This window comes from Pseudomonas sp. W5-36, assembly GCF_046540455.1.
Lineage (GTDB): Bacteria > Pseudomonadota > Gammaproteobacteria > Pseudomonadales > Pseudomonadaceae > Aquipseudomonas > Aquipseudomonas graminis_B.
On the sequence record NZ_JAXCIQ010000025.1, the window covers coordinates 36,389 to 59,484 of the forward strand.

Consider the following 23,096-nt stretch of genomic DNA (forward strand, 5'->3'; position numbering starts at 1 on the left):
TAAGCGTCGCAAGATGTTTCTTGTTCTATAATTTCGGTCTTTCGCAAGGTTGTTTCTATCTATGTCGAGCACTACCCGGGATGCGCTACGCACCGCAACGTTGTACGGGGTTGTATCGATTGGGTGGTCGGCGGTCATGGACCATGTGCTGCCGCGGCTGATCGACGACCCGACCCAACTGGGCCGGGCGCAGCAGGCCGGCGGTTATATGTGGCTGGCCCTCAGCGCGGTGCTGATCTATCTGGCCCGCTCGCGGTTGCTCCGATTCATGGGCGTCACCGAACTGGCGCGCCGGGATGAAGACATGCAGCGTCTGCGACTGGCAGCGGCGGTGTTCGACACCACGCTGGAAGGTGTGTTGGTCACCGATGCCACGGGTGTGATCGTGCACGTGAACCGCGCCTTCAGCGAGATCACCGGGTATCAGCAGGATGAAGTGCTGGGTTTGCGGCCGAGCAAATTCAAATCAGGGCGCCATGGCCCTGAGTTCTACGAACGCATGTTCAAGACCATTCACAGCGCAGGGCAGTGGAGTGGCGAAATCTGGAACCGGCGCAAAAGCGGCGAAATCTACCCGCAGTGGCAAAGCATCCGTCCGATCCGGGACGAGCATGGTGCAATTACTCAGTTCGTCGCGGTGTTTTCCGACATTTCCTCGATCAAGCATTCCGAGCGCGAGCTGGCGCATCTGGCCCATTACGATCCGCTGACCGGTCTGCCCAATCGCCTGCTGTTCACCGACCGTGCCGAGCAGGCGCATACCCACGCCCGCCGCAATAAGCGCACCCTGGCACTTCTGCTCGTCGATCTCGATCACTTCAAGCACATCAACGAAAGCCTCGGCCACAACGCCGGGGACGAGGTGTTGAAAGCTGCCGCCGAGCGCCTCGAAACCCATCTGGAGAAGGGCGTCACGCTGGCGCGGCTGGGCGGCGACGAATTCGCGATTCTGCTCGAAAACGCCCAGCAGGTCGTTCAGTCCGCCGAACTGGCGCAGAGCATTCTGCAAGGGCTGCGGGAGCCTTTTTTGGTCAGCGGGCAATCGCTGTTTCTGACCGCCAGCGTCGGCATCAGCATCTTCCCCCACGATGCGCTGACCGCCGAGCAGTTGCTGCGTAACGCCGATGCCGCGCTGTCACAGGCCAAGCATCAGGGCCGTGAAAGCTACGCGATGTACACCGCCGAACTGACCGCCCACGCCCAGCGTCGCGTCGAGTTGGCGGCGGAGCTGCGACAGGCTGTCGAGGAAAACGAGCTGCGGGTGTTTTACCAGCCGATTCACAACCTTCACAGCCGCGGCATCGAAGGTGTCGAAGCGCTGGTGCGCTGGGAGCACCCGGCACGGGGCATGGTCTCGCCGGGTGAATTCATCCCCATCGCCGAGCAAAGCGGGCTGATTGCCGACATCGATAACTGGGTGCTGACCGAAGCCTGCCGGCAGATGAACCAGTGGCTGGCGGAGGGCGTGAATGTCTCGTTCGTCGCGGTCAACGTGTCCAGCCGTTTGTTCGGTCGTGGTGATCTTGATCGGCGGGTGGCCAAAGTGCTGAACGAAACCGGACTGGCGCCGCAGTTTCTCGAGTTGGAGGTCACCGAAAGCGCGATCATGGACGACCCCGATCAAGCCATCGAGCAGATGCACCGGCTACGGGACCTGGGCCTGAAACTGTCCATTGATGATTTCGGCACGGGCTATTCGTCACTGCTGCGGCTCAAGCGCATGCCGGTGCAGAAACTGAAAATCGATCAGGGCTTTGTTGCCGGTTTGCCGGACGACGATGACGACATCGCGATCGTCAACGCCATCATCGCCCTGGCACGGGCGATGGGTATGCGCGTGTTGGCAGAAGGCATCGAGCAGGCCAGTCAGGCCGGTTTCCTGCTGAAGCACAACTGCGAACTGGGCCAGGGCTACTGGTTCGCGCGGCCCATGCCGGCGGAGCAGATCGACTGGCACCATGCGCCGGTTTTTGTCTCTGCTTAAGACGGCAGCATGGCCACCGCTTACAGGTCCCATCGCCGCTTTTGAAGCGGCTGGCTGACCACACCCCGTAAATGCCTTTTGGTTATATCTGCATTCTTAAATAGTCTTTTTAAGAATATCTCTGCGTCTCTAATATCGCGCTCACGCCACAAGCAGCGGTCGCCCCCACGCTGCGGCACATCTTTCAAGGAGCACGAACATGAGCGCATCTCTACGTAGCGTTGACGGCCAGGACGAAGCAAGCATTTTGCGTGAAATTCAAAGCGCGCTGCGCGACCTGCGTTTTGGCGCGGTTGAAATCACGGTGCACAACGCGCAGGTGGTGCAGATCGAGCGCAAAGAGAAATTCCGTCTGCAGAACCCTAGCAACAAGCAGGGCTGAGCCACGCTCCCGCATAACGAACACTGCACGACCTACAACTCGAAAAGCCAACAAAAGAAAATTCGTCCAGGAGCTTGATTCATGTCCATTCGTCGTTATGCGCTGGCCGCGCTCGCCAGTGCGGTGTTTGCCGGTTCTGCTGTCGCCAAGGATTTCACCCTGCTGAACGTGTCGTATGACCCTACGCGCGAGCTGTACCAGGACTACAACGCCGAATTCATCAGCTACTGGAAAAAATCCCACCCGGGCGACACCGTGAAGATCAACCAGTCCCATGGTGGCTCCGGCAAGCAGGGCCGCTCGGTGATCGACGGCTCGCCTGCCGACGTGGTGACCCTGGCGCTCGCCGGCGACATCGACGAAATCGCCAAGCTGGGCAAGACCCTCCCTGCGGATTGGCAGACCAAACTGCCGGATGCCAGCACCCCGTACACCTCGACCATTGTGTTCCTGGTGCGCAAGGGCAACCCGAAAGGCATCCATGACTGGGCCGACCTGATCAAGGACGGCGTGTCGGTCATCACGCCAAACCCGAAAACCTCGGGCGGCGCTCGCTGGAATTTCCTGGCGGCTTACGGCTACGGTCTCAAATCCAATGGCGGCGATGAAGCCAAGGCCAAGGAATACATCGGCAAGCTGTTCAAGCATGTGCCTGTGCTGGACACCGGTGCGCGCGGTTCGACCATCACTTTCGTCAACAACGGTCAGGGTGATGTGTTGCTGGCGTGGGAAAACGAAGCGTTCCTGGCGCTGAAAGAAGGCGGCGGCGCCGACAAGTTCGACATCGTCGTACCTTCGCTGTCGATTCTGGCCGAGCCTCCCGTGGCCGTTGTCGAGAAGAACGCCGAGAAGCACGGCACCACCGAAATCGCCACCGAATACCTCAAGCACCTGTACAGCAAGGAAGGCCAGGAAATCGCGGCGAAAAACTTCTATCGTCCCCGTGACGCTGAAGTGGCCGCCAAGTACGAGAAGCAGTTTCCTAAACTGAATCTGCTGACGATCGACAAAGATTTCGGCGGCTGGAAATCGGCTCAGCCCAAGTTCTTCGATGACGGCGGTGTGTTCGATCAGATCTACATTCCGCAGTAACCGCAGCGCTCCACGGAATAAAAGGACCCGGACTTGTTCCGGGTAACGTGTGTAAACCAAGGACTTTTATGTCGCGACGCATATCCCCCGTCATACCCGGCTTCGGGCTGACGCTGGGTTACACATTGGTGTACCTCAGCCTGATTGTGCTGATACCGCTTGCGGTCATGTTCATCCACGCGTCCCAGCTGAGCGCCGCTCAGTTCTGGAACATCGTCACAGCGCCTCGCGTGCTCGCAGCGCTCAGGCTGAGTTTCGGCACCGCGTTTTTCGCGGCGATCATCAACGGCGTCATCGGCACGCTGCTGGCCTGGGTGCTGGTGCGTTACACCTTCCCCGGTCGCAAGATCATCGATGCGATGATCGATCTGCCGTTCGCATTGCCCACCGCCGTCGCCGGTATCGCGCTGACCGCGCTGTACACACCCACCGGTTTCATCGGCCAGTTCGCCGCCGACATGGGCATCAAGATCGCCTACAGCCCCTTCGGCATCACCCTGGCATTGACCTTTGTCACCTTGCCCTTCGTGGTGCGCACGGTTCAGCCGGTGCTGGCGGACATCCCCCGGGAAGTCGAAGAAGCGGCGGCGTGCCTTGGCGCCAAACCCCTGCAAGTCTTCCGTCACATCCTCGTGCCGGCCTTGTTGCCTGCCTGGCTGACCGGCTTTGCGCTGGCCTTCGCCCGGGGCGTGGGTGAGTACGGCTCGGTGATTTTCATCGCCGGCAACATGCCGATGAAGACCGAAATCCTGCCGTTGCTGATCATGGTCAAGCTCGACCAGTACGACTACACCGGCGCCACGGCAATTGGCGTGATGATGCTGCTGGTGTCGTTCGTGCTGTTGCTGCTGATCAATCTGTTGCAGCGACGCATCGAAACCCCTAACTGAGGAGGCGCACCTATGTCTGATTCATCGCTCATTGCTGCGTCCTCCGCCAACGCTGCCCGTCGTGGCAGCGCGGTGTCGCGGCGCATTCTGATCGGCCTTGGCTGGCTGGTCTTTGCGTTCTTCCTGTTGCTGCCATTGGTGGTGGTGATCGGCCAGGGTTTGAGCAACGGCCTCGGCGGATTCTTCACGGCCATCCTCGAGCCCGATGCGCTGTCGGCCCTCAAGCTCACCGTGTTCGCAGTGCTGATTTCGGTGCCGCTCAACGTGGTCTTCGGCGTCGCCGCGGCCTGGTGCGTGAGTAAATACTCGTTCCGCGGCAAGGCGATTCTGGTCACCCTGATCGACCTGCCGTTCTCGGTCTCGCCGGTCATCGCCGGTCTGATCTACGTGCTGATGTTCGGCGCCCGTGGCGTGTTCGGTCCCTGGCTGCAGGAGCACGACATCCAGATCGTCTTCGCCCTGCCGGGCATCGTACTGGCGACCATCTTCGTGACCGTGCCGTTCGTGGCCCGCGAACTGATCCCGCTGATGCAGGAGCAGGGCACGCAGGAAGAGGAAGCTGCGCGCCTGCTCGGTGCCAATGGCTGGCAGATGTTCTGGCACGTGACCGTCCCCAACATCAAATGGGGCCTGATCTACGGCGTGGTGCTATGTACCGCGCGGGCCATGGGCGAGTTCGGTGCGGTGTCTGTGGTCTCGGGCCACATTCGCGGCGTGACCAACACCCTGCCGCTGCATGTCGAGATTCTCTACAACGAGTACAACCACGTGGCTGCATTTGCCGTGGCGAGCCTGTTATTGATCCTTGCGCTGTTCATCCTGCTGCTCAAGCAGTGGAGCGAAGCGCGCATTAGCCGTCTGCGCAAAAACGCGGCGGAGGAATAATTCATGTCGATCGAAGTCCGTAACGTCAGCAAGAATTTCAACGCCTTCAAGGCCCTCGACGGCATCAGTCTGGATATCCAGAGTGGCGAGCTCGTCGCGCTGTTGGGCCCGTCCGGCTGTGGCAAGACCACGCTGCTGCGCATCATTGCAGGGCTGGAAACGCCGGATAAAGGCAGCATCGTGTTCCATGGCGAAGATGTCTCCGGCCACGACGTGCGTGATCGCAACGTGGGTTTTGTGTTCCAGCATTACGCGCTGTTTCGCCACATGACCGTGTTCGACAATGTCGCCTTCGGCCTGCGCATGAAGCCGAAGAACCAGCGCCCGAACGAAAGCCAGATCGCGGTCAAAGTGCATGAGCTGCTAAACATGGTGCAGCTGGACTGGCTGTCGGATCGCTATCCGGAGCAACTGTCGGGCGGTCAGCGTCAGCGGATTGCCCTGGCCCGTGCCCTGGCGGTGGAGCCCAAGGTGTTGCTGCTGGACGAGCCGTTCGGCGCGCTGGATGCCAAGGTGCGCAAGGAACTGCGTCGCTGGCTGGCGCGGCTGCACGAAGACATCAACCTGACATCGGTATTCGTGACCCACGACCAGGAAGAGGCGATGGAAGTCGCGGACCGCATCGTGGTGATGAACAAGGGTGTGATCGAACAGATCGGCTCCCCCGGCGACGTCTACGAGAACCCGGCCAGCGACTTCGTCTACCACTTTCTGGGTGACTCGAACCGCCTGCACTTGGGCGATGACAATCACGTGCTGTTCCGCCCGCACGAGGTGTCGTTGTCACGGCATGAAGTGGAAGGGCACCACGCGGCAGAAGTGCGGGACATCCGCCCGTTGGGAGCCACGACGCGCGTGACGCTGAAGGTCGAAGGGCAACCCGAGCTGATCGAAGCCGAAGTGGTGAAAGACCATGACAGCCTGACCGGACTGGCGAGGGGCGAGACGTTGTTTTTCAAGCCGAAGGTCTGGCAGAAAGTCGACAACCTCTAAGCGTACCCCTGTAGGAGCGTGGCTTGTCCCGCGATCTGCCGGGGACCGGCAGCAATCCTGATAATGCGTTCTGCCTGATGCACCGCATTATCCAGTTTGCGACGACTGTGTCGCCGATCGCGGGACAAGCCACGCTCCTACAGGTTCGTGTGGGTACTCACAATCCGGGCCGGACGCAAATCCCTTGTAGGAGCAATCGTAGGTTACTACGGTCGCGAAGGCGGTGGGTCTGAGCTTTAAACCGCAGCCTTCTTCAAATCCCGCCGATGGGTCTTGCCCACTCGCGCTTCGATGGCGTGCTGCAACTTTTTTCTCATTCCCAGCAAAAAAGCCGCTTCGGCGACGACAAACAGCGGGCCGATGATCAGGCCTGTGAGGTCGTCGACAAACGCCGGCTTGCGGCCTTCGTAATAATGGCCCACAAACTGAATCACCCAACCGAGCACGAACAAGCCGACGCCTGCGCTGAGCCAGACCATGGTGGTCTGTTGCGCCAGATGGGCGCCGAGCCACAGGCACAGCGCAAGCAGAACACCCATCAGCACGCCGAAGAAGGCATCCAGCCGCAGGTAGAAAAACGTCGCGGCCAGACTCACCAGCAAAGCGGGCGACACCCAAATCCCGCCGAGGGACCAACTGGTCCAGCCGGGGCGTGACAGCAGCACGGCCACCGCGATCACGATCAGGGGAATGCCGACGAAGTGGGTGAGGATATTGCGGGTGTCGCGGTGGTAGGCCGCGTACTGGCTGAGGTGATCGACGAGGTTTTTCATTGTTATTCCTCTGTGGATACGTGGATCATGCCGCTGATTTTTTAAGGCTGAGCCCGCTGCACGGCTCAGCCTGCAACAAAACGCCGGCTATCAAAAGGAGATTCACATGACGAATGGAACCCAATGGCGCTCATGGTTTATCAACGACCGATGGTTCCGCGATCTGCCTGCGCTGTTGCAGGATAGCTTGCTGAGCAGCATGCGGCAGCGCCGGGTGACGCCCGGCAAATCGATCTTCCAGCGCGGCGACCCGGTGCCCGGTCTGTACGCGTTGCTCACGGGCTCGTTGCGCATCAATCCCCTCAAGCCGCAGCAGGGGGACATGCCCCCGGCAGAAGGCTATCGGCCCTTTTGGTTCGGCGAGGCCTCGTTGTTCGACGACCTCCCCGCAACCCACGATGTGTTCGCTCAGGATGCAGTCATCCTCCTGCACATGCCCCACGCGCCACTCAAGCAACTGCTGGCCGAGCACCCGGCCTTTTGGCGGCATTTCCGCGATTTGCTGGGACGCAAGCTCGGCCTCGCCGTGCCCGCCATCGCAGACATCACCCTGATGCCGACTGAAGAGCGCGTGGCTTTTCGGCTGCTGATGCTGGCCGAAGCCTATGGCGAGATGGACCGCTCCGTGCGCAGCGTGCCCCTTGCCGACATCGCCTCGAATCGCTGCCTCGGGTTGAGCGGTGAGGTGGTCGAGCGGGTGTTGGGGCAGCTCGCCGAACGGCAGATCGTCCGGCGCGATCACGATCTTATCGGCGTGCTGGACATTGAATGGCTGCGTGAGGCGGCCCTTCATCGCCTGACCGGCGCATGCGGCTGAGGGCGTCACCCGTCAGCGCAGCATTCCTTCGCGATACTGGCTTGGCGTGATGCCGGTCCAGCGCTTAAACGCGCGGCTGAAACTGCTGGTGTCGGCGAAACCGAGCAGATAGGCGACTTCACTGAGCGAGCAACCGGGATCGCGCATGTGCTGCAGGGCCAGATTCTGCCGGCATTGATTGAGCAGCAAGTCGTAGCGGCAACCCTCGTCGGCCAGATGGCGTTGAAGGCTGCGCAGGCTCAGGTGCAGGGTGTGGGCGATGTGCTCGGCGGACGGCTCGCCCTCCGGCAAGTGGGTCTCGATGGCGCCACGCACCTTGCGCTCCCACGTCAGTGCACTGAGTTGCTCGAGGGTGCGGTTGAGCACCGCCTCGTTGTGCACGGCCAGCTCCGGATTTCCATCGTCCAGGTGCCTGTCGAAATCCTCGCTGGCAAAACTCAGCAGATTCTCCGCCGCGCCGAAAAACAGCGGCGCACGGAAGACGTCATGCCACGGCTGAGGGTCTTCCGGTTGCGGACGCATCAGGTGCACGGCCAGCGGCGCGTAATGACGGCCCAGGCGGTTGCGACAGGTGCGCACATAGATTGCGGCGAAGGCGTCCATGGCCTCATTGGCTGGCACCGGGCTGCCGTCGGGCACGCGGAAACGAAACTCGTAACGCTCATCCACACGTTCAAAGCTCATCACCAGCGCGTCGCTCACCACCGGGTGATAACGCACGATGCGTTCGAACACCTCACGCAACGAGCCGCTGGCGACCAGCGCGTAACCCAGTGCGTGAAAGGTCGTCGGGCTGACGAAACGAGACACCCGCAAGCCCAGCGCCGGATCGCCACTGGCCTGCACCGCCAGCTCCCAGAAACGGGTGGTCACTGTCACCGGGTATCGCGCGTTGGGATCATCCATCAGCTGCGGATCCAGGCCCGCAGCCTGACTCAGTGCGAGGCTATCGAGGCCGAGAGCATCGAGTTGCTTGCGCAGGGCGCGGGTCCAGCTGGCGAGAATGCTCGGCTCAGACATACAGGTTGGCGCCTCCGGTCTACAGATTGGCGTTCACGGTCAGGCAGCTTCCCTCCCCAAGCGGCACAGTGGTGCCACGTTTTTTCATCCTGAAACCGGAGAATGGAATCATGCACGACACTTCTGCAAGTGCTGCCGGACTGAATGCACAACAACGATCAGCGCATATTCGTGCCGTGGTTTCCGCCCACGGCGCCGCGTTGCGTGAGCGCTATCCGCTGCTACGGCATCAGGACGCCATTGGCGCCGGCATCCTGTTCTTCGCACTGGCCGGCATGATCGGCAGCGCGGCGCTCTATCTCGGGGGTTACCTGGCCTGGTGGGCGTGTCTGCTGCTGAATGCGTTCTTCGCCTCGCTGACCCACGAGCTTGAACACGACCTGATCCACAGCATGTATTTCCGCAAACAGCGCGTGCCCCATAACCTGATGCTGGCACTGGTCTGGCTCGCGCGGCCGAGCACGATCAACCCATGGATTCGTCGGCATCTGCACCTCAACCATCACAAGGTCTCCGGCACCGAGGCCGATATGGAGGAGCGCGCCATCACCAACGGCGAACCATGGGGCGTGGCGCGGTTGCTGATGGTGGGCGATAACGTCATGTCGTCGCTGATCCGCATGCTGCGCGCGAAAACCTGGGCGCATAAGTTCAGCATTCTCAAGCGCACCCTGCGTGTCTATGCGCCGCTGGCGCTGGCGAATTGGGGCACGTGGTACGTGTTTCTCGGCTTCCATGCCGCCAATGGCATTGCCGGTCTAATGGGCAGCCCGATTGAATGGTCGGCGGATACGCTGGCGGTCATGCACGTCATCGACATCGCTGTTGTGGTGTTGGTGGGCCCGAACGTGCTGAGGACCTTCTGTCTGCATTTCGTCAGTTCGAACATGCATTACTACGGCGACGTCGAGATGGGCAATGTCATGCAGCAGACCCAAGTGCTCAACCCGTGGTGGATGTGGCCGCTGCAGGCGTTCTGCTTCAACTTCGGCAGCACCCATGGCATCCATCATTTTGTGGTGAAGGAGCCTTTCTACATCCGCCAGATGACGGCATCCGTTGCGCACAAGGTGATGGCTGAGATGGGCGTGCGCTTCAATGACTTCGGCACCTTCGGGCGGGCCAACCGGTTTGAACGGATGACTGAAAATGACTCGGTGCTCAAGCCTGCGCGCGGTTGATACCTGGCGGCCCATTACGCCAGCCTCGCCGGCTTGTAGGAAATTTCTCCGGATAAAAATTTCTGTAACAACCGCCCCTTAATCTCTGCTCATCCCCGGCGAGCTGGGGGCAGACAGCGTGATTCTCAGGGTCACCCCTTTAAGGCAGGGGGTGGCCCTCTTTTTTGGCGCCTTCTTCTGATGCAGCGGCATATATTTTCGAGCTATTAATAAATAGCTTCTTATTCTTTTTCGAATATATGTGCGATCCCTATACTCGCCCCCATGAACGCACCATGCAGGAGGCGAAGGCCATGCATAACGAATCGATCCGTTATTTGATCGTGCCAGGCTGGCAAGGATCTGCCGACGACCATTGGCAAACTCACTGGCAGAACAGCCTGCCCAACAGCGTGCGCGTGGAGCAGGCCGACTGGCTCAAGCCGCGTCGAGAAGATTGGGTGGGTGAACTGCAGCGCGCTATCGCCTCTGACAGCACACCGGTGATTCTCATCGCCCACAGCCTGGGTTGCGTCACCGTCGCCCATTGGGCGCAGCTGGCGCCTTTGACGAGTTTGTGTCAGGTGCGAGGGGCCTTGCTGGTGGCCCCCGCTGACGTCGAACGCCCCAATTGCCCGCCGGCGATCCGCAATTTCGCGCCGATTCCCGAGCACCTGCTGCCGTTCCCGACCCAAGTGGTCAGCTCGGACAACGATTCAGCCGTCAGTGCGTTGCGCGCAATGGAAATGGCCCGCAATTGGGGCGCCGAAATTGGCATCCTCAGCGGCGCTGGCCATATCAACGTGAAGTCGGGCCATCAGCGTTGGGAGCAGGGTTTCGCTTACCTGTACCGGCTGCAAGGGCGTATCGAGCAACTTACCCGCCGCCGCGCATGACATCAGCACACGTCACCGTCGTTGCGCACGAGCCCACTGTTCTCAGCATCATTTTCGCCGCAGTGAACCGACAGGTGCTGCGGCTTTTTTTTCAACGCCCGGGTCCATGAATGGCCGGGGCGGGAGCCTGCCATGAGCCTTTCCGACATTTCGATCCACCCGCTGTTGACCTTCCCTGATGCTGAAAAAAGCCCGCTGAGCATCCGCGCCAAGGCCTTGGTGTTCGTCGATCCTCGATCACGGCAGCTGCGCGAAGAGATGGAGCTGCTGGCGCCACTGGACCTGCCGGTTCTGATCCGCGGCGAATCCGGCACAGGCAAGGAATTGCTCGCGCGTCATATTCACCGTGGCAGCGACCGGGCCGGGTTGTTCGTGTCGGTCAACTGCGGCGCCATCAGCTCGACTTACGCCGACGCCGAGCTGTTCGGTTACGCCGCTGGCGCCCACAGCGGTTCTGCCAGCAGTCGTGCCGGCTGGTTCGGCTCGGCAACCGGCGGCACCCTTTATCTTGATGAGATCGCCGACCTGCCAATGGCGATCCAGATCAAGTTGCTGGCGGCGCTGGAAAACCACGAAGTCACCCGCGTCGGCGCCACGCAGCCCAGCCAGGTCGACGTCAGGCTGGTCGCAGCGACCAGCATCGATCTGCGCCTGTCAGTCGCCGCCGGCAAATTCCATGAGCGGCTTTATCGCTACTTGAATGAAGGGCGCCTCGATCTGCCGGCGTTGCGCGAGCAGCCGGGCAACATCCTGCCACTGGCCGAGTACTTCCTGGGGATTTACAGCCAGCGCTTCGGCTTCGAGATGCCGTTGATCGGCGAGGACGCGCAGCGCGTGCTTGAAGCCCATTACTGGCCGGGCAATACGCGGGAGCTGGAGAACGTCATTCACTTCGCGCTGCTGGTCAGCAGCGGTGCGGAAATCCTGCCGGAACACCTGAATCTGCCTGTTCGCTGAGGGCACTCGGGCTCATGTATTTGATGGGCCGGTGGGAAAACGCCCCATGAGAACGAAAAAGCATAACCACCCGACTAAAAAGTATTGTCTCGGAATAAAAAATCTCGGTACTGTCCGCATCAGCCGCCACCCTGCCAAGGGTCGATCCCGCGGCAGATCGAAGGCACAGTCGCCCACGAGGCGACCCGATTTCTATTAAGGACATCGCATGAAGAAGACGTTTCTGTTCACCGCACTGGCGGCCGCTCTCTCCCTGGGCATCAGCGCTGCACACGCCGCCGAGAAGCTCGTTGTGGGCGCCACCGCTGTTCCGCACGCCGAGATCCTCGAGCTGATCAAGCCTGAACTGGCCAAAGAAGGCGTGGACCTGCAGATCAAGGTCTTCACTGACTACGTGCAGCCGAACGTGCAACTGAACGAGAAGCGTCTGGATGCCAACTACTTCCAGACCAAGCCTTATCTGGATGGCTTCAACAAAGGCAAGGGCGCCACGCTGGTGACCGGCGTCGGCGTACATGTTGAACCGTTCGGCGGCTACTCGAAGAAGTGGAAGTCCATCGCCGAGCTGCCTGATGGCGCAACCGTTGCCATCCCTAACGAAGGCAGCAACGCCGGTCGCGCCCTGCTGCTGTTGCAGAAGAACGGCCTGATCACCCTGAAAGACCCGAAAGACGCGCTGGCGACGCCGAAAGACATCGCCACCAACCCGAAGCACCTGAAATTCCGCGAGCTGGAATCGGCGCTGCTGCCGCGCGCGCTGGATCAGGTTGACCTGGATCTGATCAACACCAACTACGCGCTGGAAGCCAAGCTCAGCCCTAAAAAGGATGCGCTGATTCTGGAAGGTGCCGACTCGCCGTACGTGAACTATCTGGTGACCCGTACCGACAACGCTCACACAGACGCGATCGAGAAGCTGTCCAAGGCGTTGACCAGCCAGCAAGTCAAAGACTTCATCAACAAGAAGTACGACGGCGCGGTACTGCCGGCGTTCTGATGAAGGCCTGAACGCGCGATTGCCGCGCGCTCAACGATAAAAAACGCGCTTGCCCGCCGCTGCTCCCGCTCCGCTGACGCACTGTCATCGGCTGCAGGGAGTGGCGACGGACAAGCGCGTTTTTGCGTTTTAACGTAGAAATTCGTCAACGTTTCCGGGCCTGCGGCTGCGGTGATGACAATGAGTACCGACGGCCTTCGATAGGTTGTTCGGCGCTATGCATATGCTCTAACGATATTTAAACTTCCGTTCTTATAGCTTTAAAGTCCTCCCTCCTCAGCCACGCCTTTTGGAGTCGGAGTTCTCATGCCAGCAGCCTCCCACGCTTCGTCCGCGCAAGCGCCCGGTCAGCCGTTCGATGTGCGTCCATTCGCCGAAAAGGTGGGCGCGGAAATCGTCGGTCTGGATCTGTCCCGTCCGCTTAACGACGCCGATTTTGCCCGCGTGCATCAAGCGCATCTCGATTATCACGTTGTCGTCTTTCGCGATCAGCACATCACCCCGCAGCAGCAGATCGATTTCAGCCGCCGTTTCGGCGTCCTGCAGATTCATGTGCTCAAGCAGTTCCTGCTCGCCAATCATCCCGAAATTTTGATCGTCTCCAATATCGTCGAAAACGGCCAGCCGGTCGGGCTGGGCGATGCGGGCAAGTACTGGCACTCGGACCTGTCCTACAAAGAACTGCCGAGCCTGGGCTCGATGCTCTACGCCCAGGAACTGCCGAGCGAAGGCGGCGACACCCTGTTCGCCGACATGCACCTGGCGTGGGACACGCTGCCCGAGCACCTGCGCAAGGCCGTCGAAGGTCGCAGCGCCGCGCACAGCTACACCTCGCGCTACAGCCATGGGCATAACGCCGATAACTGGCGCCCGACCCTCAGCGCTGAACAGCTGGCACAGGTCGCTGTGGTCAGCCATCCGATTGTGCGCACCCACCCGGAAAACGGGCGCAAGGCGCTGTTTGTCAGCGAAGGCTTCACGACCCACATCGTCGGCCTGCCGGACGACGAGAGTCAGGCGATTCTCACAGAGCTGTACGCCCACAGCGTTCGCCCGGAAGGCGTTTACCGCCACAAGTGGCAGGAGAACGACATGGTGTTCTGGGACAACCGTTCGCTGATTCATCTGGCCGGCGGCACGCCCGATCACCTGCGCCGTCGCTTGCACCGCACCACCATTCAGGGCGATGCGCCGTTCTGATCCAGGAGAGCTCCATGAATGCTGTTCTGCAAAGCCACACGGCTAGCGATCGCTTGAACGCGCACCAGGCCAATCAGCCCACCGCTGAAGCGCTGCTGCAAGTACAGGGCGTCAGCCTTGAGTACCGCACGCCGGAACGCGTAGTGCGGGCCACCCATCAGGTCAGTTTTGAAATCGATCCGGCCGACCGCTTCGTGTTGCTCGGCCCGTCGGGCTGCGGCAAGTCCACGCTCCTTAAAGCCGTGGCCGGATTCATTCAGCCCAGCGAAGGACAGATTCGTCTGGCTGGCCAGCAGGTCAGGGAGCCGGGGCCGGACCGCATTGTGGTGTTTCAGGAATTCGACCAGTTGCCGCCGTGGAAGACGGTGATCCAGAACGTCATGTTTCCGCTGCTGGCCTCGCGCACCCTCAAGCGTCGTGAAGCCGAGGAACGTGCGCGGTATTACCTGGAGAAGGTCGGCCTGAGCGCCTTCGCCGATGCCTATCCGCACACGTTGTCCGGCGGCATGAAGGCGCGCGTGGCGATTGCCCGGGCGCTGGCGATGCAGCCCAAGATCCTGCTGATGGACGAGCCCTTCGCCGCGCTCGACGCATTGACCCGTCGCAAGATGCAGGAGGAGCTGCTGGAGTTGTGGGAAGAGGTGCGCTTCACGCTGCTGTTCGTGACCCACTCCATCGAGGAAGCACTGGTGGTGGGCAACCGGATTCTGCTGCTGTCGCCCCATCCGGGCCGCGTGCGCGCCGAGATCAACAGCCATCAGTACACCCTGAAAAGCCTTGGCGGGGTTGAGTTCCAGGCGTCTGCTCAGCGCATTCACCGGCTGTTGTTCGACGAGGGCGAAGCACCTGCAGTCGAGCCGGATCTGCGGTTTCAGGATGTTCGGATTGCCTACTGATCGCGGTTCGTCGCGCTACCCCATCAAGAGATTGCACCCATGAGCCTTTCACCCCCTCTGCGGGAAGAATACGAAGTCGTGCTGGAGCCTTTCACGCAGGAAGACCTGGCCCGCGACATTCCCCTCGCGCATCGCATCTGGCAGGTCAGTTGGGTGCGCAAGGCTGTCATCCTCGTCGCCCTCGCGATCATCTGGGAAATCGCCGCGCGCATTCAAGGCAACGACTTGCTGCTGCCGAGCTTTCTGCAAACCGCTTCGGCGTTTATCGACGGCATCGCCAGTGGCGAATTGCTGACCAAGGTCTGGATCTCCCTGACGGTCCTGGTCAAGGGCTACCTGATTGGCATCGTCCTTGCGTTCGGCCTGACCACCTTGGCGGTGTCGACTCAACTGGGTCGCGACCTGTTGGGCACGCTGACGGCGATGTTCAACCCGTTGCCGGCCATCGCGCTGCTGCCGTTGTCGCTGCTGTGGTTCGGCCTGGGTGAAAACAGCCTGATCTTCGTGCTGGTGCACTCCGTGCTCTGGGCACTGGCGTTGAATACCTACGCGGGATTTCTCGGGGTCTCTGAAACCCAGCGCATGGCCGGGCGCAATTACGGGCTCAAGGGGCTGCGGTTCGTCTGGTACATCCTGATCCCCGCGGCGCTGCCGTCGATTCTCGCCGGTCTGAAGATCGGCTGGGCGTTTGCCTGGCGAACCCTGATTGCCGCTGAGCTGGTGTTCGGCGCGTCCTCGGGCAAGGGCGGTTTGGGCTGGTACATCTTCCAGAATCGCAACGAGCTGTACACCGACAAGGTATTCGCGGGTCTGGCGGCGGTAATCATCATCGGTCTGCTGGTGGAAAACCTGCTGTTCAGCAACGTCGAGCGCCTGACCGTGAAGCGGTGGGGCATGCAGCGCTGATCTGCTTTATCAACGAACGCTCCGCCTTGTGGCCGCTGGATGGGCAATGAGGCCGTCACCCCCTTTCGCCTTCATCGTGAGAAATGTATGGATTTTTCAAACACAGCTGCACCGTTCAAGCGCCCGACACTGACCACGCTCGCCGCCGCCGTGGGTCTGGCTGGCGCGTTGCTGAGCAGCGGCGCTCACGCTGAAGGCAAAATCAGCATCGCCCAGCAGTTCGGTATCGGTTATCTGATTCTGGACGTCGTTCAGCAGCAGAAGTTGATCGAGAAGCACGGCAAGGAGCAGGGCCTGGACATCAAGGTCGACTGGAACAGCATCTCCGGCGCCACCGCGATGAATGAAGCCCTGCTGGCTGGCGCGCTGGACGTGGTGTCGGCGGGCGTGCCGCCGATGCTGACCATCTGGGACCGGACCAAGGGCAAGCAGAACGTCAAGGCGATTGCTTCGTTGGGCTCGATGCCCAATTACCTGCTCAGTAACAATCCGAACGTAAAGACCCTCAACGACTTCACCGACAAGGACCGCATCGCGGTGCCGGCGGCGGGCGTGGGTTTCCAGTCGCGCACCTTGCAGATCGAAACCGCGAAGCTCTTCGGGAGCGACAATTTCAAGAAATTCGACAACATCTCGGTCAGCCTGCCGCACCCGGATGCAACCTCGGCGCTGATCGCCGGCGGTTCGGAGATCAGCGCGCACTTCTCCAGCCCGCCCTTTCAGTATCAGGAGCTGGAAAACCCCAAGGTGCATAAGGTGCTGAGTTCGTACGATGTGCTGGGCGGCCAGGCGACGTTCAACGTGCTCTACACCACCCAGAAATTCCACGACGAAAACCCGAAGACCTACAAAGCGTTCTACGACGCGCTGGCCGAGGCCGAGAAAATCATCAAGGCGGACAAGCCTGCGGCGGCGAAGACCTACATCGACGTCGAGAAATCGAAACTGCCGTTGCCGCTGGTGGAGAAGATCGTCTCCGACCCTGAAATCGACTTCACCGTCGTGCCCCAGCGCACGTTCATCTACGCCGAAAAACTGCACGAGCTGGGTGTGCTGAAAAACAAGGCCGACAGCTGGAAGGATTTCTTCTTCGAAGAAGCCCACGGTGGCGCGGGGAGTTGATCCTTGATGTTTGATCGGGCTGTTTAGGCGCGTCAGATAGGGAGGCGGTGTGCCAGTTACACCGCCTTCGCGACCGTCGTAACCTTCGATTGCTCCTACAGGGGATTTGCGTGCGAGCCAGATGTTTGGGACGCAGCGAACTTGTGAGATATCCCGTCGTCCAGACGACGCGCTGTTTCGCGTCAAACACAACCCCTGTGGGAGTGGGCTTGCTCGCGAAGGCGGTGGGTTAAACGGGGACGGGTTAAACGGGGACTGATTTATTTACAGCGCTTCTCCGTAAATTAATCTGTCCCCGAGTGCGGTAATCCAAAAGCCGGCATCTGCTCTTGCCGGGGCGCCTTGGGCTTGGGGGGATGTGACGCGAAGCGTTGGCAAGACTCAGTAACTCAAAATGCCTGCGGCAGACTGCTAGCGCGGGGACAGATTAATTTACGGTGGAGTTGTAAATAAATCAGTCCCCTTTAAGCAGTGTCCGCAGGCAGAGCTGCGGCGTTGTCATGTTCATGAGAGCGAGCTTGCTCGCGAAGGCGGTGTGTCTGCCAACATCGATATCATAGATCCGCCCCCATCGCGAACAGGCGCGCTCTAGCGTAAATTGGCGTGCGGCCTAGAGCCCGGCAGAGTTCCTTACCCCAAGGAACCCTGATCTACGCTCACAGTCGCATGACCACATCGCAACGGCGTTCGGCGGCGCGGTGTCGTAATGGCTTGGCACAAGGAGCTTGCATGCCCGCCCAACCCCCTCTTTTTCGTGGTCGTCTGACCGTTATTTCCATCGGTCTGTGCCTGGCCGTTCTCGCCGGCTGTGGCAAGGAAAAGCCCCAGGAGCCCGTGCGCGCACGCGTGCAGGCGCAGGAGGTCAAGACGGTCGATTTCGCTGCGGACGTGGCACTGACCGGGGACGTGCAGGCGCGGGTGCAGACGCAGCTTTCGTTCCGGGTGGGCGGCAAGATCATTCAGCGTTCGGTCGATGTCGGCGATCGGGTGTCGGCCAAGCAAGTGCTGGCCAAACTCGACCCTAAAGACCTGCAAACCAACGTCGACTCCGCCATCGCTGCCGTTGCCGCCGAGCAGGCGCGCGTGAAACAGACCTCCGCCGCCTTCGTGCGTCAGGAAAAACTGCTGCCCAAGGGCTACACCAGTCGCAGTGAATACGATTCGGCCCAGGCGCAATTGCGCGGCAGCCAGAGCGCGCTCAAAGCCGCCCAGGCGCAACTGGCCAACGCCCGCGAGCAACTGAGTTACACCGCCTTGATCGCCGACGCGCCGGGGATCATCACCGCGCGGCAGGCCGAAGTCGGCCAGGTCGTGCAACCGACGGCACCGATCTTCAGTCTGGCCCGTGACGGTGAGCGCGATGCTGTGTTCAACGTTTACGAATCGCTGTTCGTTAACCCGCCCACCGACCAGCCGGTTGAAGTCACGTTGCTGGACAACTCCAAGGTCAAGGCCGTCGGTAAAGTCCGTGAAGTCACGCCAGCCGTGTCAGCGCAGACGGGCACGCTGCAAGTGAAGATCGCACTCAGCTCGCTGCCGCCGGGCATGGACTTGGGTTCGGTGGTCAGTGCCGCCCTGAGCGTGCCGGCCAGGACCAGCGTCGAACTGCCGTGGTCGGCCCTCACCAAGGGCCTGGGCGATCAGCTCGGCCAGCCTGCCGTTTGGGTGGTCGATGGTGACAACAAGGTGAGCCTGCGCGGCGTCACGGTCGGGCGCTACCTGACGGGCAAAGTGATCATCGTCGACGGTTTGAAGAACGGTGAAAAAGTGGTCGTTGCCGGCAACCAGTTATTGCACCCCGACATGCAGGTCGAACTCGCCGACGTGTACCCCGATCCCTCCAAACAACCGACAGGAGACAAGCCATGAAGCGCCTGTCGGGAATCATATTGACCGGTCTGCTGTTAAGCGCCTGCAGCAAGGAAGAGCCGCCGCCGGAGCCGGTTCGGCCGGTGCTGTTCATCGAAGTGAAGCCCCAGGCGCAGGAAAGCCTCGGTCGTTTCGCCGGCAACATTGCGGCGCGCTATGAAAGCACTCTGGGTTTTCGCGTCTCGGGCCGCATCGCCCAGCGCAGTGTCGATGTCGGCGCACAGGTCAAGAAGGGCGATATGCTCGCGGTGCTCGACCCGACGGACCAACAGAACCAGGTGCGCTCGACCCAGGGCGATCTGGCCCGGGTCGAAGCCCAGTTGATCAACGCCCAGGCCAACGCCCGTCGGCAGCACGAGCTGTTTGATCGCGGCGTCGGCGCCCAGGCTGCGCTGGATGTCGCCGTCACCGACCTGAAAACCACCCAGTCTTCCTACGACCAGGCCAAGGCCGCGACGCAACAGGCCAAGGATCAGCTGAGCTACAGCGAGCTGCGCGCCGATCACGATGCCGTCGTCACCGAATGGAAAGTCGAGGCCGGCCAGGTGGTCAGCGCAGGTGAGCAGGTGGTGACACTGGCGCGCCCGGACATCAAGGAGGCGGTCATCGACCTGCCGGCGCAATTGAGTGATCAACTGCCCAGCGACGTCGTGTTTACAGTCGCCAGCCAGTTGGAGCCAGAGATCAACACCACCGCGACGGTGCGAGAACTCGAACCCCAGGCCGAAAGCACCACGCGCACCCGTCGCGCACGTTTGACCCTGGCAGAAACGCCGTCGGCCTTCCGCTTGGGCACAGCGATCAGCGTGACCCTGAGCTCGGCGATCAAACCGCGCATCGAGCTGCCCGCCACCTCAGCGCAGGAAGTGGATGGCAAAACGCAGATCTGGGTCATCGACATGCAGAATCAGACGGTTTCCCCACGCGTCGTCACGGTCGTCAGCCGCAGTGGTGATTCCGTGGTACTGGCCGGTGGCGTCAACGATGGCGATCGCATTGTGACCGCCGGCGTCAACAGCCTCAAGCCGGGGCAGAAAATCAAAGTCGATAAGGAAAGCCCGCGATGAAAGGGACGTTCAACCTCTCCGATTGGGCGATCAAGCATCAGTCTTTTGTCTGGTACCTGATGTTCGTCGGCCTGCTGATGGGCGTGTTTTCCTACATGAACCTGGGACGCGAAGAAGACCCTTCGTTCACCATCAAGACCATGGTCATACAAACCCGCTGGCCGGGCGCGACCGTGGATGAAACCCTTGAGCAGGTCACCGACCGCATCGAGAAAAAGCTCGAAGAACTCGACTCCCTCGACTACGTGAAGAGCTACACCCGGCCGGGCGAGTCCACTGTTATGGTTTACCTGCGCGACACCACCAGCGCGGAGGCCATTCCTGACATCTGGTACCAGGTGCGCAAGAAGATCGACGATATTCGCGGGCAATTTCCCCAGGGGATTCAAGGCCCGGCGTTCAACGATGAGTTCGGCGACGTCTACGGTTCGATTTACGCCTTTACCTCCGACGGCCTGACCCTGCGCCAGCTGCGCGACTACGTGGAGCAAGTGCGCGTCCAGATCCGCGACGTGCCGGGTCTGGGCAAAGTCGAGATGATCGGCGAGCAGGACGAAGTGCTCTACCTGAACTTCTCCACCCGCAAGCTGGCCGCCCTGGGGCTGGATCAACGTCAGGTCGTGCAAAGCCTGCAATCGCAAAACACCGTGACGCCTGCCGGGGTCATCGAGGCGGGTCCTGAGCGCATATCAGTGCGCACCTCCGGCCAGTTCGCGTCGGAAAAAGACCTGGAAAACGTCAACCTCCGCCTCAACGATCGCTTCTATCGCTTGAGCGACATCGCCGAAATCACCCGCGGCTACGTGGATCCACCCAAGCCGCTGTTCCGCTTCGACGGCAAGACCGCCATCGGCCTGGCTATCGCCATGAAGAAGGGCGGCAACGTTCAGGAGTTCGGCAAGCAGTTGCACGAACGCATGAGCGCCGCAACCGCCGACCTGCCGATTGGCGTGGGCGTGCACGTGGTGTCCGATCAGGCGCAAGTGGTAGAGAAAGCCGTCGGTGGTTTCACCAGCGCGCTGTTCGAGGCGGTGGTGATCGTACTGATCGTAAGCTTCATCAGCCTCGGCATGCGTGCGGGGCTTGTGGTTGCCTGCTCGATCCCGCTGGTGCTGGCGATGGTCTTCGTGTTCATGGAATACAGCGGCATCACCATGCAGCGTATTTCGTTGGGCGCGCTAATCATTGCCCTCGGCCTGTTGGTCGATGACGCGATGATTACCGTGGAGATGATGGTGTCACGCCTTGAAAAAGGCGAAACCAAAGCCCAGGCCGCGACCTACGCCTACACCTCGACGGCCTTCCCGATGCTCACCGGTACGCTGGTGACGGTCGCGGGCTTCGTGCCGATCGGCCTGAACGCCAGCTCGGCAGGTGAATACACCTTTACGCTGTTCGCAGTGATTGCCGTCGCCATGCTGGTGTCGTGGGTCGTTGCCGTGCTGTTCGCGCCGGTGATCGGCGTGCACATCCTCAGCGAAAACGTGAAAAAGCACGATGAGAACGCCAAGCCCGGTCGCATCGCACGGGCGTTCAACGGCTCGATGTTCTGGGCCATGCGCCATCGCTGGTTGACCATCATCATCACGATTTTGCTGTTTGCCACGTCGCTGTTCTGCATGCGCTTCGTGCAGAACCAGTTCTTCCCGTCATCGGACCGCCCGGAGATTCTGGTCGACCTCAACCTGCCGCAGAACGCGTCGATCAACGAGACCCGCCGCGCAGTGGACAAGCTCGAGGCGACCCTCAAGGACGATCCGGACATCGTCAGCTGGAGCACTTACATTGGCGAAGGCGCGGTGCGTTTCTACCTGCCGCTGGATCAGCAGCTGGAGAACCCGTACTACGCGCAGTTGGTGATCGTCAGCAAAGGGCTGGAAGAGCGCGGCGCGTTGACCGAGCGCTTGCAAAAACGCTTGCGTGATGACTTCGTCGGCATCGGCACTTATGTGCAGGCGCTGGAAATGGGGCCGCCGGTGGGTCGTCCGATTCAGTACCGGGTCAGCGGCGAGAACATTGATGAAGTGCGTCAGCACGCCATCGAACTCGCCACGCTGTTGGACAAAAACCAGCACATCGGCGAGATGATCTACGACTGGAACGAGCCCGGCAAAGTCCTGCGCATCGACATCAACCAGGACAAGGCGCGGCAGCTGGGCTTGTCGTCCGAGGACGTTGCGCAGTTGATGAACAGCGTCGTAACCGGCTCGGCGGTGACCCAGGTGCGCGATGACATCTACCTGATCAACGTCGTTGGTCGCGCGGTGGATGCCGAGCGAGGGTCACCGGAAACCCTGCAGAACCTGCAGATCGTCACGCCCCAAGGCACGTCGATTCCGCTGCTGGCCTTCGCCAATGTGCGCTACGAACTGGAACAGCCGCTGGTGTGGCGTCGCGATCGCAAACCGACGATCACGCTCAAGGCCGCCGTGAGCGACGACATGCAGCCGACTGACCTGGTCAAGGAACTCAAGCCCGAGATCGACAAATTCGCCGCCGGTTTGCCGGTGGGCTACAAGGTCGCCACGGGCGGCACGGTGGAGGAGAGCGGCAAGGCGCAGGGGCCGATCGCCAAGGTCGTGCCGTTGATGATCTTCCTGATGGCCACGTTCCTGATGATTCAGCTGCACAGCGTGCAGAAGATGTTCATCGTCGCCAGCGTTGCGCCGTTGGGATTGATCGGCGTTGTGCTCGCGCTGGTGCCGACCGGGACGCCGATGGGGTTTGTGGCAATCCTCGGGATTCTGGCGCTGATCGGCATCATCATCCGTAACTCGGTCATTCTGGTGACGCAGATTCATGAGTATGAAGTGGCCGGCTATCTGCCATGGGACGCAGTGGCGGAGGCGACTGAACACCGTCGTCGTCCGATCCTCCTGACCGCTGCGGCGGCAAGCCTGGGCATGATTCCCATCGCCCGCGAAGTGTTCTGGGGGCCGATGGCCTACGCGATGATCGGCGGGATCATCATCGCGACTCTGTTGACGTTGCTGTTCCTGCCAGCGCTGTACGTGGCCTGGTACAAGATCAAGGAGCCGAGTGACGAGGAGCGGCGCAAGCATCAGGAACGCCAGCAGGAAGAGCAACACCGCCGTGAAGACGGTGCGGACGACGGCGCCTCCTCTCCCGCGCATTGACAGGTTTGGTTAAGGCGCAAGCCAGCCAGTCCCACTGGAGCGATGCACGCACC

At 60.9% G+C, this 23,096-nt stretch carries 19 protein-coding genes and 1 pseudogene; 18 read left to right on the top strand and 2 right to left on the bottom strand.

What is annotated here, in order from left to right; genetic code table 11:
• Window positions 1-61 precede the first annotated feature (61 nt).
• The 6 genes from dibA to SLW74_RS25450 all read left to right on the top strand — a co-directional run bounded on the left by dibA (window position 62) and on the right by SLW74_RS25450 (window position 6,226).
• Window positions 62-1,984, top strand: a complete 1,923-nt coding sequence (dibA, locus tag SLW74_RS25425) for a phosphodiesterase DibA (RefSeq protein ID WP_410930487.1) — start codon at window positions 62-64, stop codon at window positions 1,982-1,984.
• A gap of 199 nt (window positions 1,985-2,183) precedes the next feature.
• On the top strand, window positions 2,184-2,366 hold the full coding sequence (gene oscA / locus SLW74_RS25430; RefSeq protein WP_065990977.1) for a sulfur starvation response protein OscA: 183 nt from the start codon (window positions 2,184-2,186) through the stop codon (window positions 2,364-2,366).
• An 81-nt stretch (window positions 2,367-2,447) separates the two neighbouring features.
• Window positions 2,448-3,458: a sulfate ABC transporter substrate-binding protein gene (locus SLW74_RS25435; protein WP_065990978.1), complete on the top strand. Its 1,011-nt coding sequence runs from the start codon at window positions 2,448-2,450 to the stop codon at window positions 3,456-3,458.
• Between the two features lie 68 nt (window positions 3,459-3,526).
• A complete protein-coding gene (cysT, locus tag SLW74_RS25440) occupies window positions 3,527-4,348 on the top strand; it encodes a sulfate ABC transporter permease subunit CysT (protein WP_065990979.1) in 822 nt (273 codons plus the stop codon).
• Window positions 4,349-4,360: 12 nt separating this feature from the next.
• The gene (gene cysW / locus SLW74_RS25445) at window positions 4,361-5,233 is read left to right on the top strand and encodes a sulfate ABC transporter permease subunit CysW (RefSeq protein ID WP_410930488.1); all 873 of its coding nucleotides are present in this window, start codon (window positions 4,361-4,363) and stop codon (window positions 5,231-5,233) included.
• A gap of 3 nt (window positions 5,234-5,236) precedes the next feature.
• Window positions 5,237-6,226, top strand: coding sequence for a sulfate/molybdate ABC transporter ATP-binding protein (locus SLW74_RS25450; protein ID WP_065990983.1), 990 nt, complete (start codon window positions 5,237-5,239; stop codon window positions 6,224-6,226).
• 236 nt (window positions 6,227-6,462) lie between these two features.
• On the opposite strand, the gene SLW74_RS25455 is transcribed toward SLW74_RS25450, so the two are convergent.
• Window positions 6,463-6,999 carry a DUF962 domain-containing protein gene (locus tag SLW74_RS25455; protein WP_410930489.1) on the bottom strand — a complete coding sequence of 179 codons (537 nt, stop codon included), beginning with the start codon at window positions 6,997-6,999 and terminating at the stop codon, window positions 6,463-6,465.
• A 106-nt stretch (window positions 7,000-7,105) separates the two neighbouring features.
• Between SLW74_RS25455 and SLW74_RS25460 the strand changes: the two genes are divergently transcribed.
• A complete protein-coding gene (locus tag SLW74_RS25460; RefSeq protein ID WP_410930490.1) occupies window positions 7,106-7,816 on the top strand; it encodes a Crp/Fnr family transcriptional regulator in 711 nt (236 codons plus the stop codon).
• A 12-nt stretch (window positions 7,817-7,828) separates the two neighbouring features.
• On the opposite strand, the gene SLW74_RS25465 is transcribed toward SLW74_RS25460, so the two are convergent.
• The gene (locus SLW74_RS25465) at window positions 7,829-8,836 is read right to left on the bottom strand and encodes an AraC family transcriptional regulator (RefSeq protein WP_410930491.1); all 1,008 of its coding nucleotides are present in this window, start codon (window positions 8,834-8,836) and stop codon (window positions 7,829-7,831) included.
• A gap of 110 nt (window positions 8,837-8,946) precedes the next feature.
• On the opposite strand from SLW74_RS25465, the gene SLW74_RS25470 reads away from it, so the two are divergent.
• From SLW74_RS25470 to SLW74_RS25520, 11 genes and pseudogenes are all read left to right on the top strand, one after another.
• Entirely contained in the window at window positions 8,947-10,017 is a 1,071-nt protein-coding gene (locus SLW74_RS25470) for a fatty acid desaturase (protein WP_296310319.1), read from the top strand.
• Window positions 10,018-10,310: 293 nt separating this feature from the next.
• Complete coding sequence (locus SLW74_RS25475; RefSeq protein ID WP_192135872.1) at window positions 10,311-10,892, top strand: alpha/beta hydrolase; 582 nt, start codon at window positions 10,311-10,313, stop codon at window positions 10,890-10,892.
• A 132-nt stretch (window positions 10,893-11,024) separates the two neighbouring features.
• A pseudogene (locus tag SLW74_RS25480) lies at window positions 11,025-11,840 on the top strand (sigma 54-interacting transcriptional regulator); the annotation flags it as partial.
• Window positions 11,841-12,057: 217 nt separating this feature from the next.
• Window positions 12,058-12,846 carry a MetQ/NlpA family ABC transporter substrate-binding protein gene (locus SLW74_RS25485; protein ID WP_065990991.1) on the top strand — a complete coding sequence of 263 codons (789 nt, stop codon included), beginning with the start codon at window positions 12,058-12,060 and terminating at the stop codon, window positions 12,844-12,846.
• 306 nt (window positions 12,847-13,152) lie between these two features.
• Complete coding sequence (locus tag SLW74_RS25490; protein WP_410930492.1) at window positions 13,153-14,046, top strand: TauD/TfdA dioxygenase family protein; 894 nt, start codon at window positions 13,153-13,155, stop codon at window positions 14,044-14,046.
• A gap of 14 nt (window positions 14,047-14,060) precedes the next feature.
• The gene (locus tag SLW74_RS25495) at window positions 14,061-14,942 is read left to right on the top strand and encodes an ABC transporter ATP-binding protein (protein WP_410930493.1); all 882 of its coding nucleotides are present in this window, start codon (window positions 14,061-14,063) and stop codon (window positions 14,940-14,942) included.
• A 39-nt stretch (window positions 14,943-14,981) separates the two neighbouring features.
• Window positions 14,982-15,848: an ABC transporter permease gene (locus SLW74_RS25500; RefSeq protein WP_410930494.1), complete on the top strand. Its 867-nt coding sequence runs from the start codon at window positions 14,982-14,984 to the stop codon at window positions 15,846-15,848.
• Window positions 15,849-15,935: 87 nt separating this feature from the next.
• On the top strand, window positions 15,936-16,970 hold the full coding sequence (locus SLW74_RS25505) for an ABC transporter substrate-binding protein (protein WP_410930495.1): 1,035 nt from the start codon (window positions 15,936-15,938) through the stop codon (window positions 16,968-16,970).
• Between the two features lie 729 nt (window positions 16,971-17,699).
• Entirely contained in the window at window positions 17,700-18,839 is a 1,140-nt protein-coding gene (locus tag SLW74_RS25510; RefSeq protein ID WP_410930496.1) for an efflux RND transporter periplasmic adaptor subunit, read from the top strand.
• Window positions 18,836-19,906 carry an efflux RND transporter periplasmic adaptor subunit gene (locus tag SLW74_RS25515; RefSeq protein ID WP_410930497.1) on the top strand — a complete coding sequence of 357 codons (1,071 nt, stop codon included), beginning with the start codon at window positions 18,836-18,838 and terminating at the stop codon, window positions 19,904-19,906. The genes SLW74_RS25510 and SLW74_RS25515 overlap by 4 nt, the downstream gene beginning before the upstream one ends.
• Complete coding sequence (locus SLW74_RS25520) at window positions 19,903-23,043, top strand: efflux RND transporter permease subunit (RefSeq protein ID WP_065991004.1); 3,141 nt, start codon at window positions 19,903-19,905, stop codon at window positions 23,041-23,043. The genes SLW74_RS25515 and SLW74_RS25520 overlap by 4 nt, the downstream gene beginning before the upstream one ends.
• The last annotated feature ends 53 nt before the right edge of the window (window positions 23,044-23,096 follow it).

Bases quoted from the DNA above. Each gene is read 5' to 3' on its own strand.
- dibA (WP_410930487.1), top strand. From the start codon at position 62: ATGTCGAGCACTACCCGGGATGCGCTACGCACCGCAACGTTGTACGGG.
- oscA (WP_065990977.1), top strand. From the start codon at position 2,184: ATGAGCGCATCTCTACGTAGCGTTGACGGCCAGGACGAAGCAAGCATT.
- SLW74_RS25435 (WP_065990978.1), top strand. From the start codon at position 2,448: ATGTCCATTCGTCGTTATGCGCTGGCCGCGCTCGCCAGTGCGGTGTTT.
- cysT (WP_065990979.1), top strand. From the start codon at position 3,527: ATGTCGCGACGCATATCCCCCGTCATACCCGGCTTCGGGCTGACGCTG.
- cysW (WP_410930488.1), top strand. From the start codon at position 4,361: ATGTCTGATTCATCGCTCATTGCTGCGTCCTCCGCCAACGCTGCCCGT.
- SLW74_RS25450 (WP_065990983.1), top strand. From the start codon at position 5,237: ATGTCGATCGAAGTCCGTAACGTCAGCAAGAATTTCAACGCCTTCAAG.
- SLW74_RS25455 (WP_410930489.1), bottom strand. From the start codon at position 6,999: ATGAAAAACCTCGTCGATCACCTCAGCCAGTACGCGGCCTACCACCGC.
- SLW74_RS25460 (WP_410930490.1), top strand. From the start codon at position 7,106: ATGACGAATGGAACCCAATGGCGCTCATGGTTTATCAACGACCGATGG.
- SLW74_RS25465 (WP_410930491.1), bottom strand. From the start codon at position 8,836: ATGTCTGAGCCGAGCATTCTCGCCAGCTGGACCCGCGCCCTGCGCAAG.
- SLW74_RS25470 (WP_296310319.1), top strand. From the start codon at position 8,947: ATGCACGACACTTCTGCAAGTGCTGCCGGACTGAATGCACAACAACGA.
- SLW74_RS25475 (WP_192135872.1), top strand. From the start codon at position 10,311: ATGCATAACGAATCGATCCGTTATTTGATCGTGCCAGGCTGGCAAGGA.
- SLW74_RS25485 (WP_065990991.1), top strand. From the start codon at position 12,058: ATGAAGAAGACGTTTCTGTTCACCGCACTGGCGGCCGCTCTCTCCCTG.
- SLW74_RS25490 (WP_410930492.1), top strand. From the start codon at position 13,153: ATGCCAGCAGCCTCCCACGCTTCGTCCGCGCAAGCGCCCGGTCAGCCG.
- SLW74_RS25495 (WP_410930493.1), top strand. From the start codon at position 14,061: ATGAATGCTGTTCTGCAAAGCCACACGGCTAGCGATCGCTTGAACGCG.
- SLW74_RS25500 (WP_410930494.1), top strand. From the start codon at position 14,982: ATGAGCCTTTCACCCCCTCTGCGGGAAGAATACGAAGTCGTGCTGGAG.
- SLW74_RS25505 (WP_410930495.1), top strand. From the start codon at position 15,936: ATGGATTTTTCAAACACAGCTGCACCGTTCAAGCGCCCGACACTGACC.
- SLW74_RS25510 (WP_410930496.1), top strand. From the start codon at position 17,700: ATGCCCGCCCAACCCCCTCTTTTTCGTGGTCGTCTGACCGTTATTTCC.
- SLW74_RS25515 (WP_410930497.1), top strand. From the start codon at position 18,836: ATGAAGCGCCTGTCGGGAATCATATTGACCGGTCTGCTGTTAAGCGCC.
- SLW74_RS25520 (WP_065991004.1), top strand. From the start codon at position 19,903: ATGAAAGGGACGTTCAACCTCTCCGATTGGGCGATCAAGCATCAGTCT.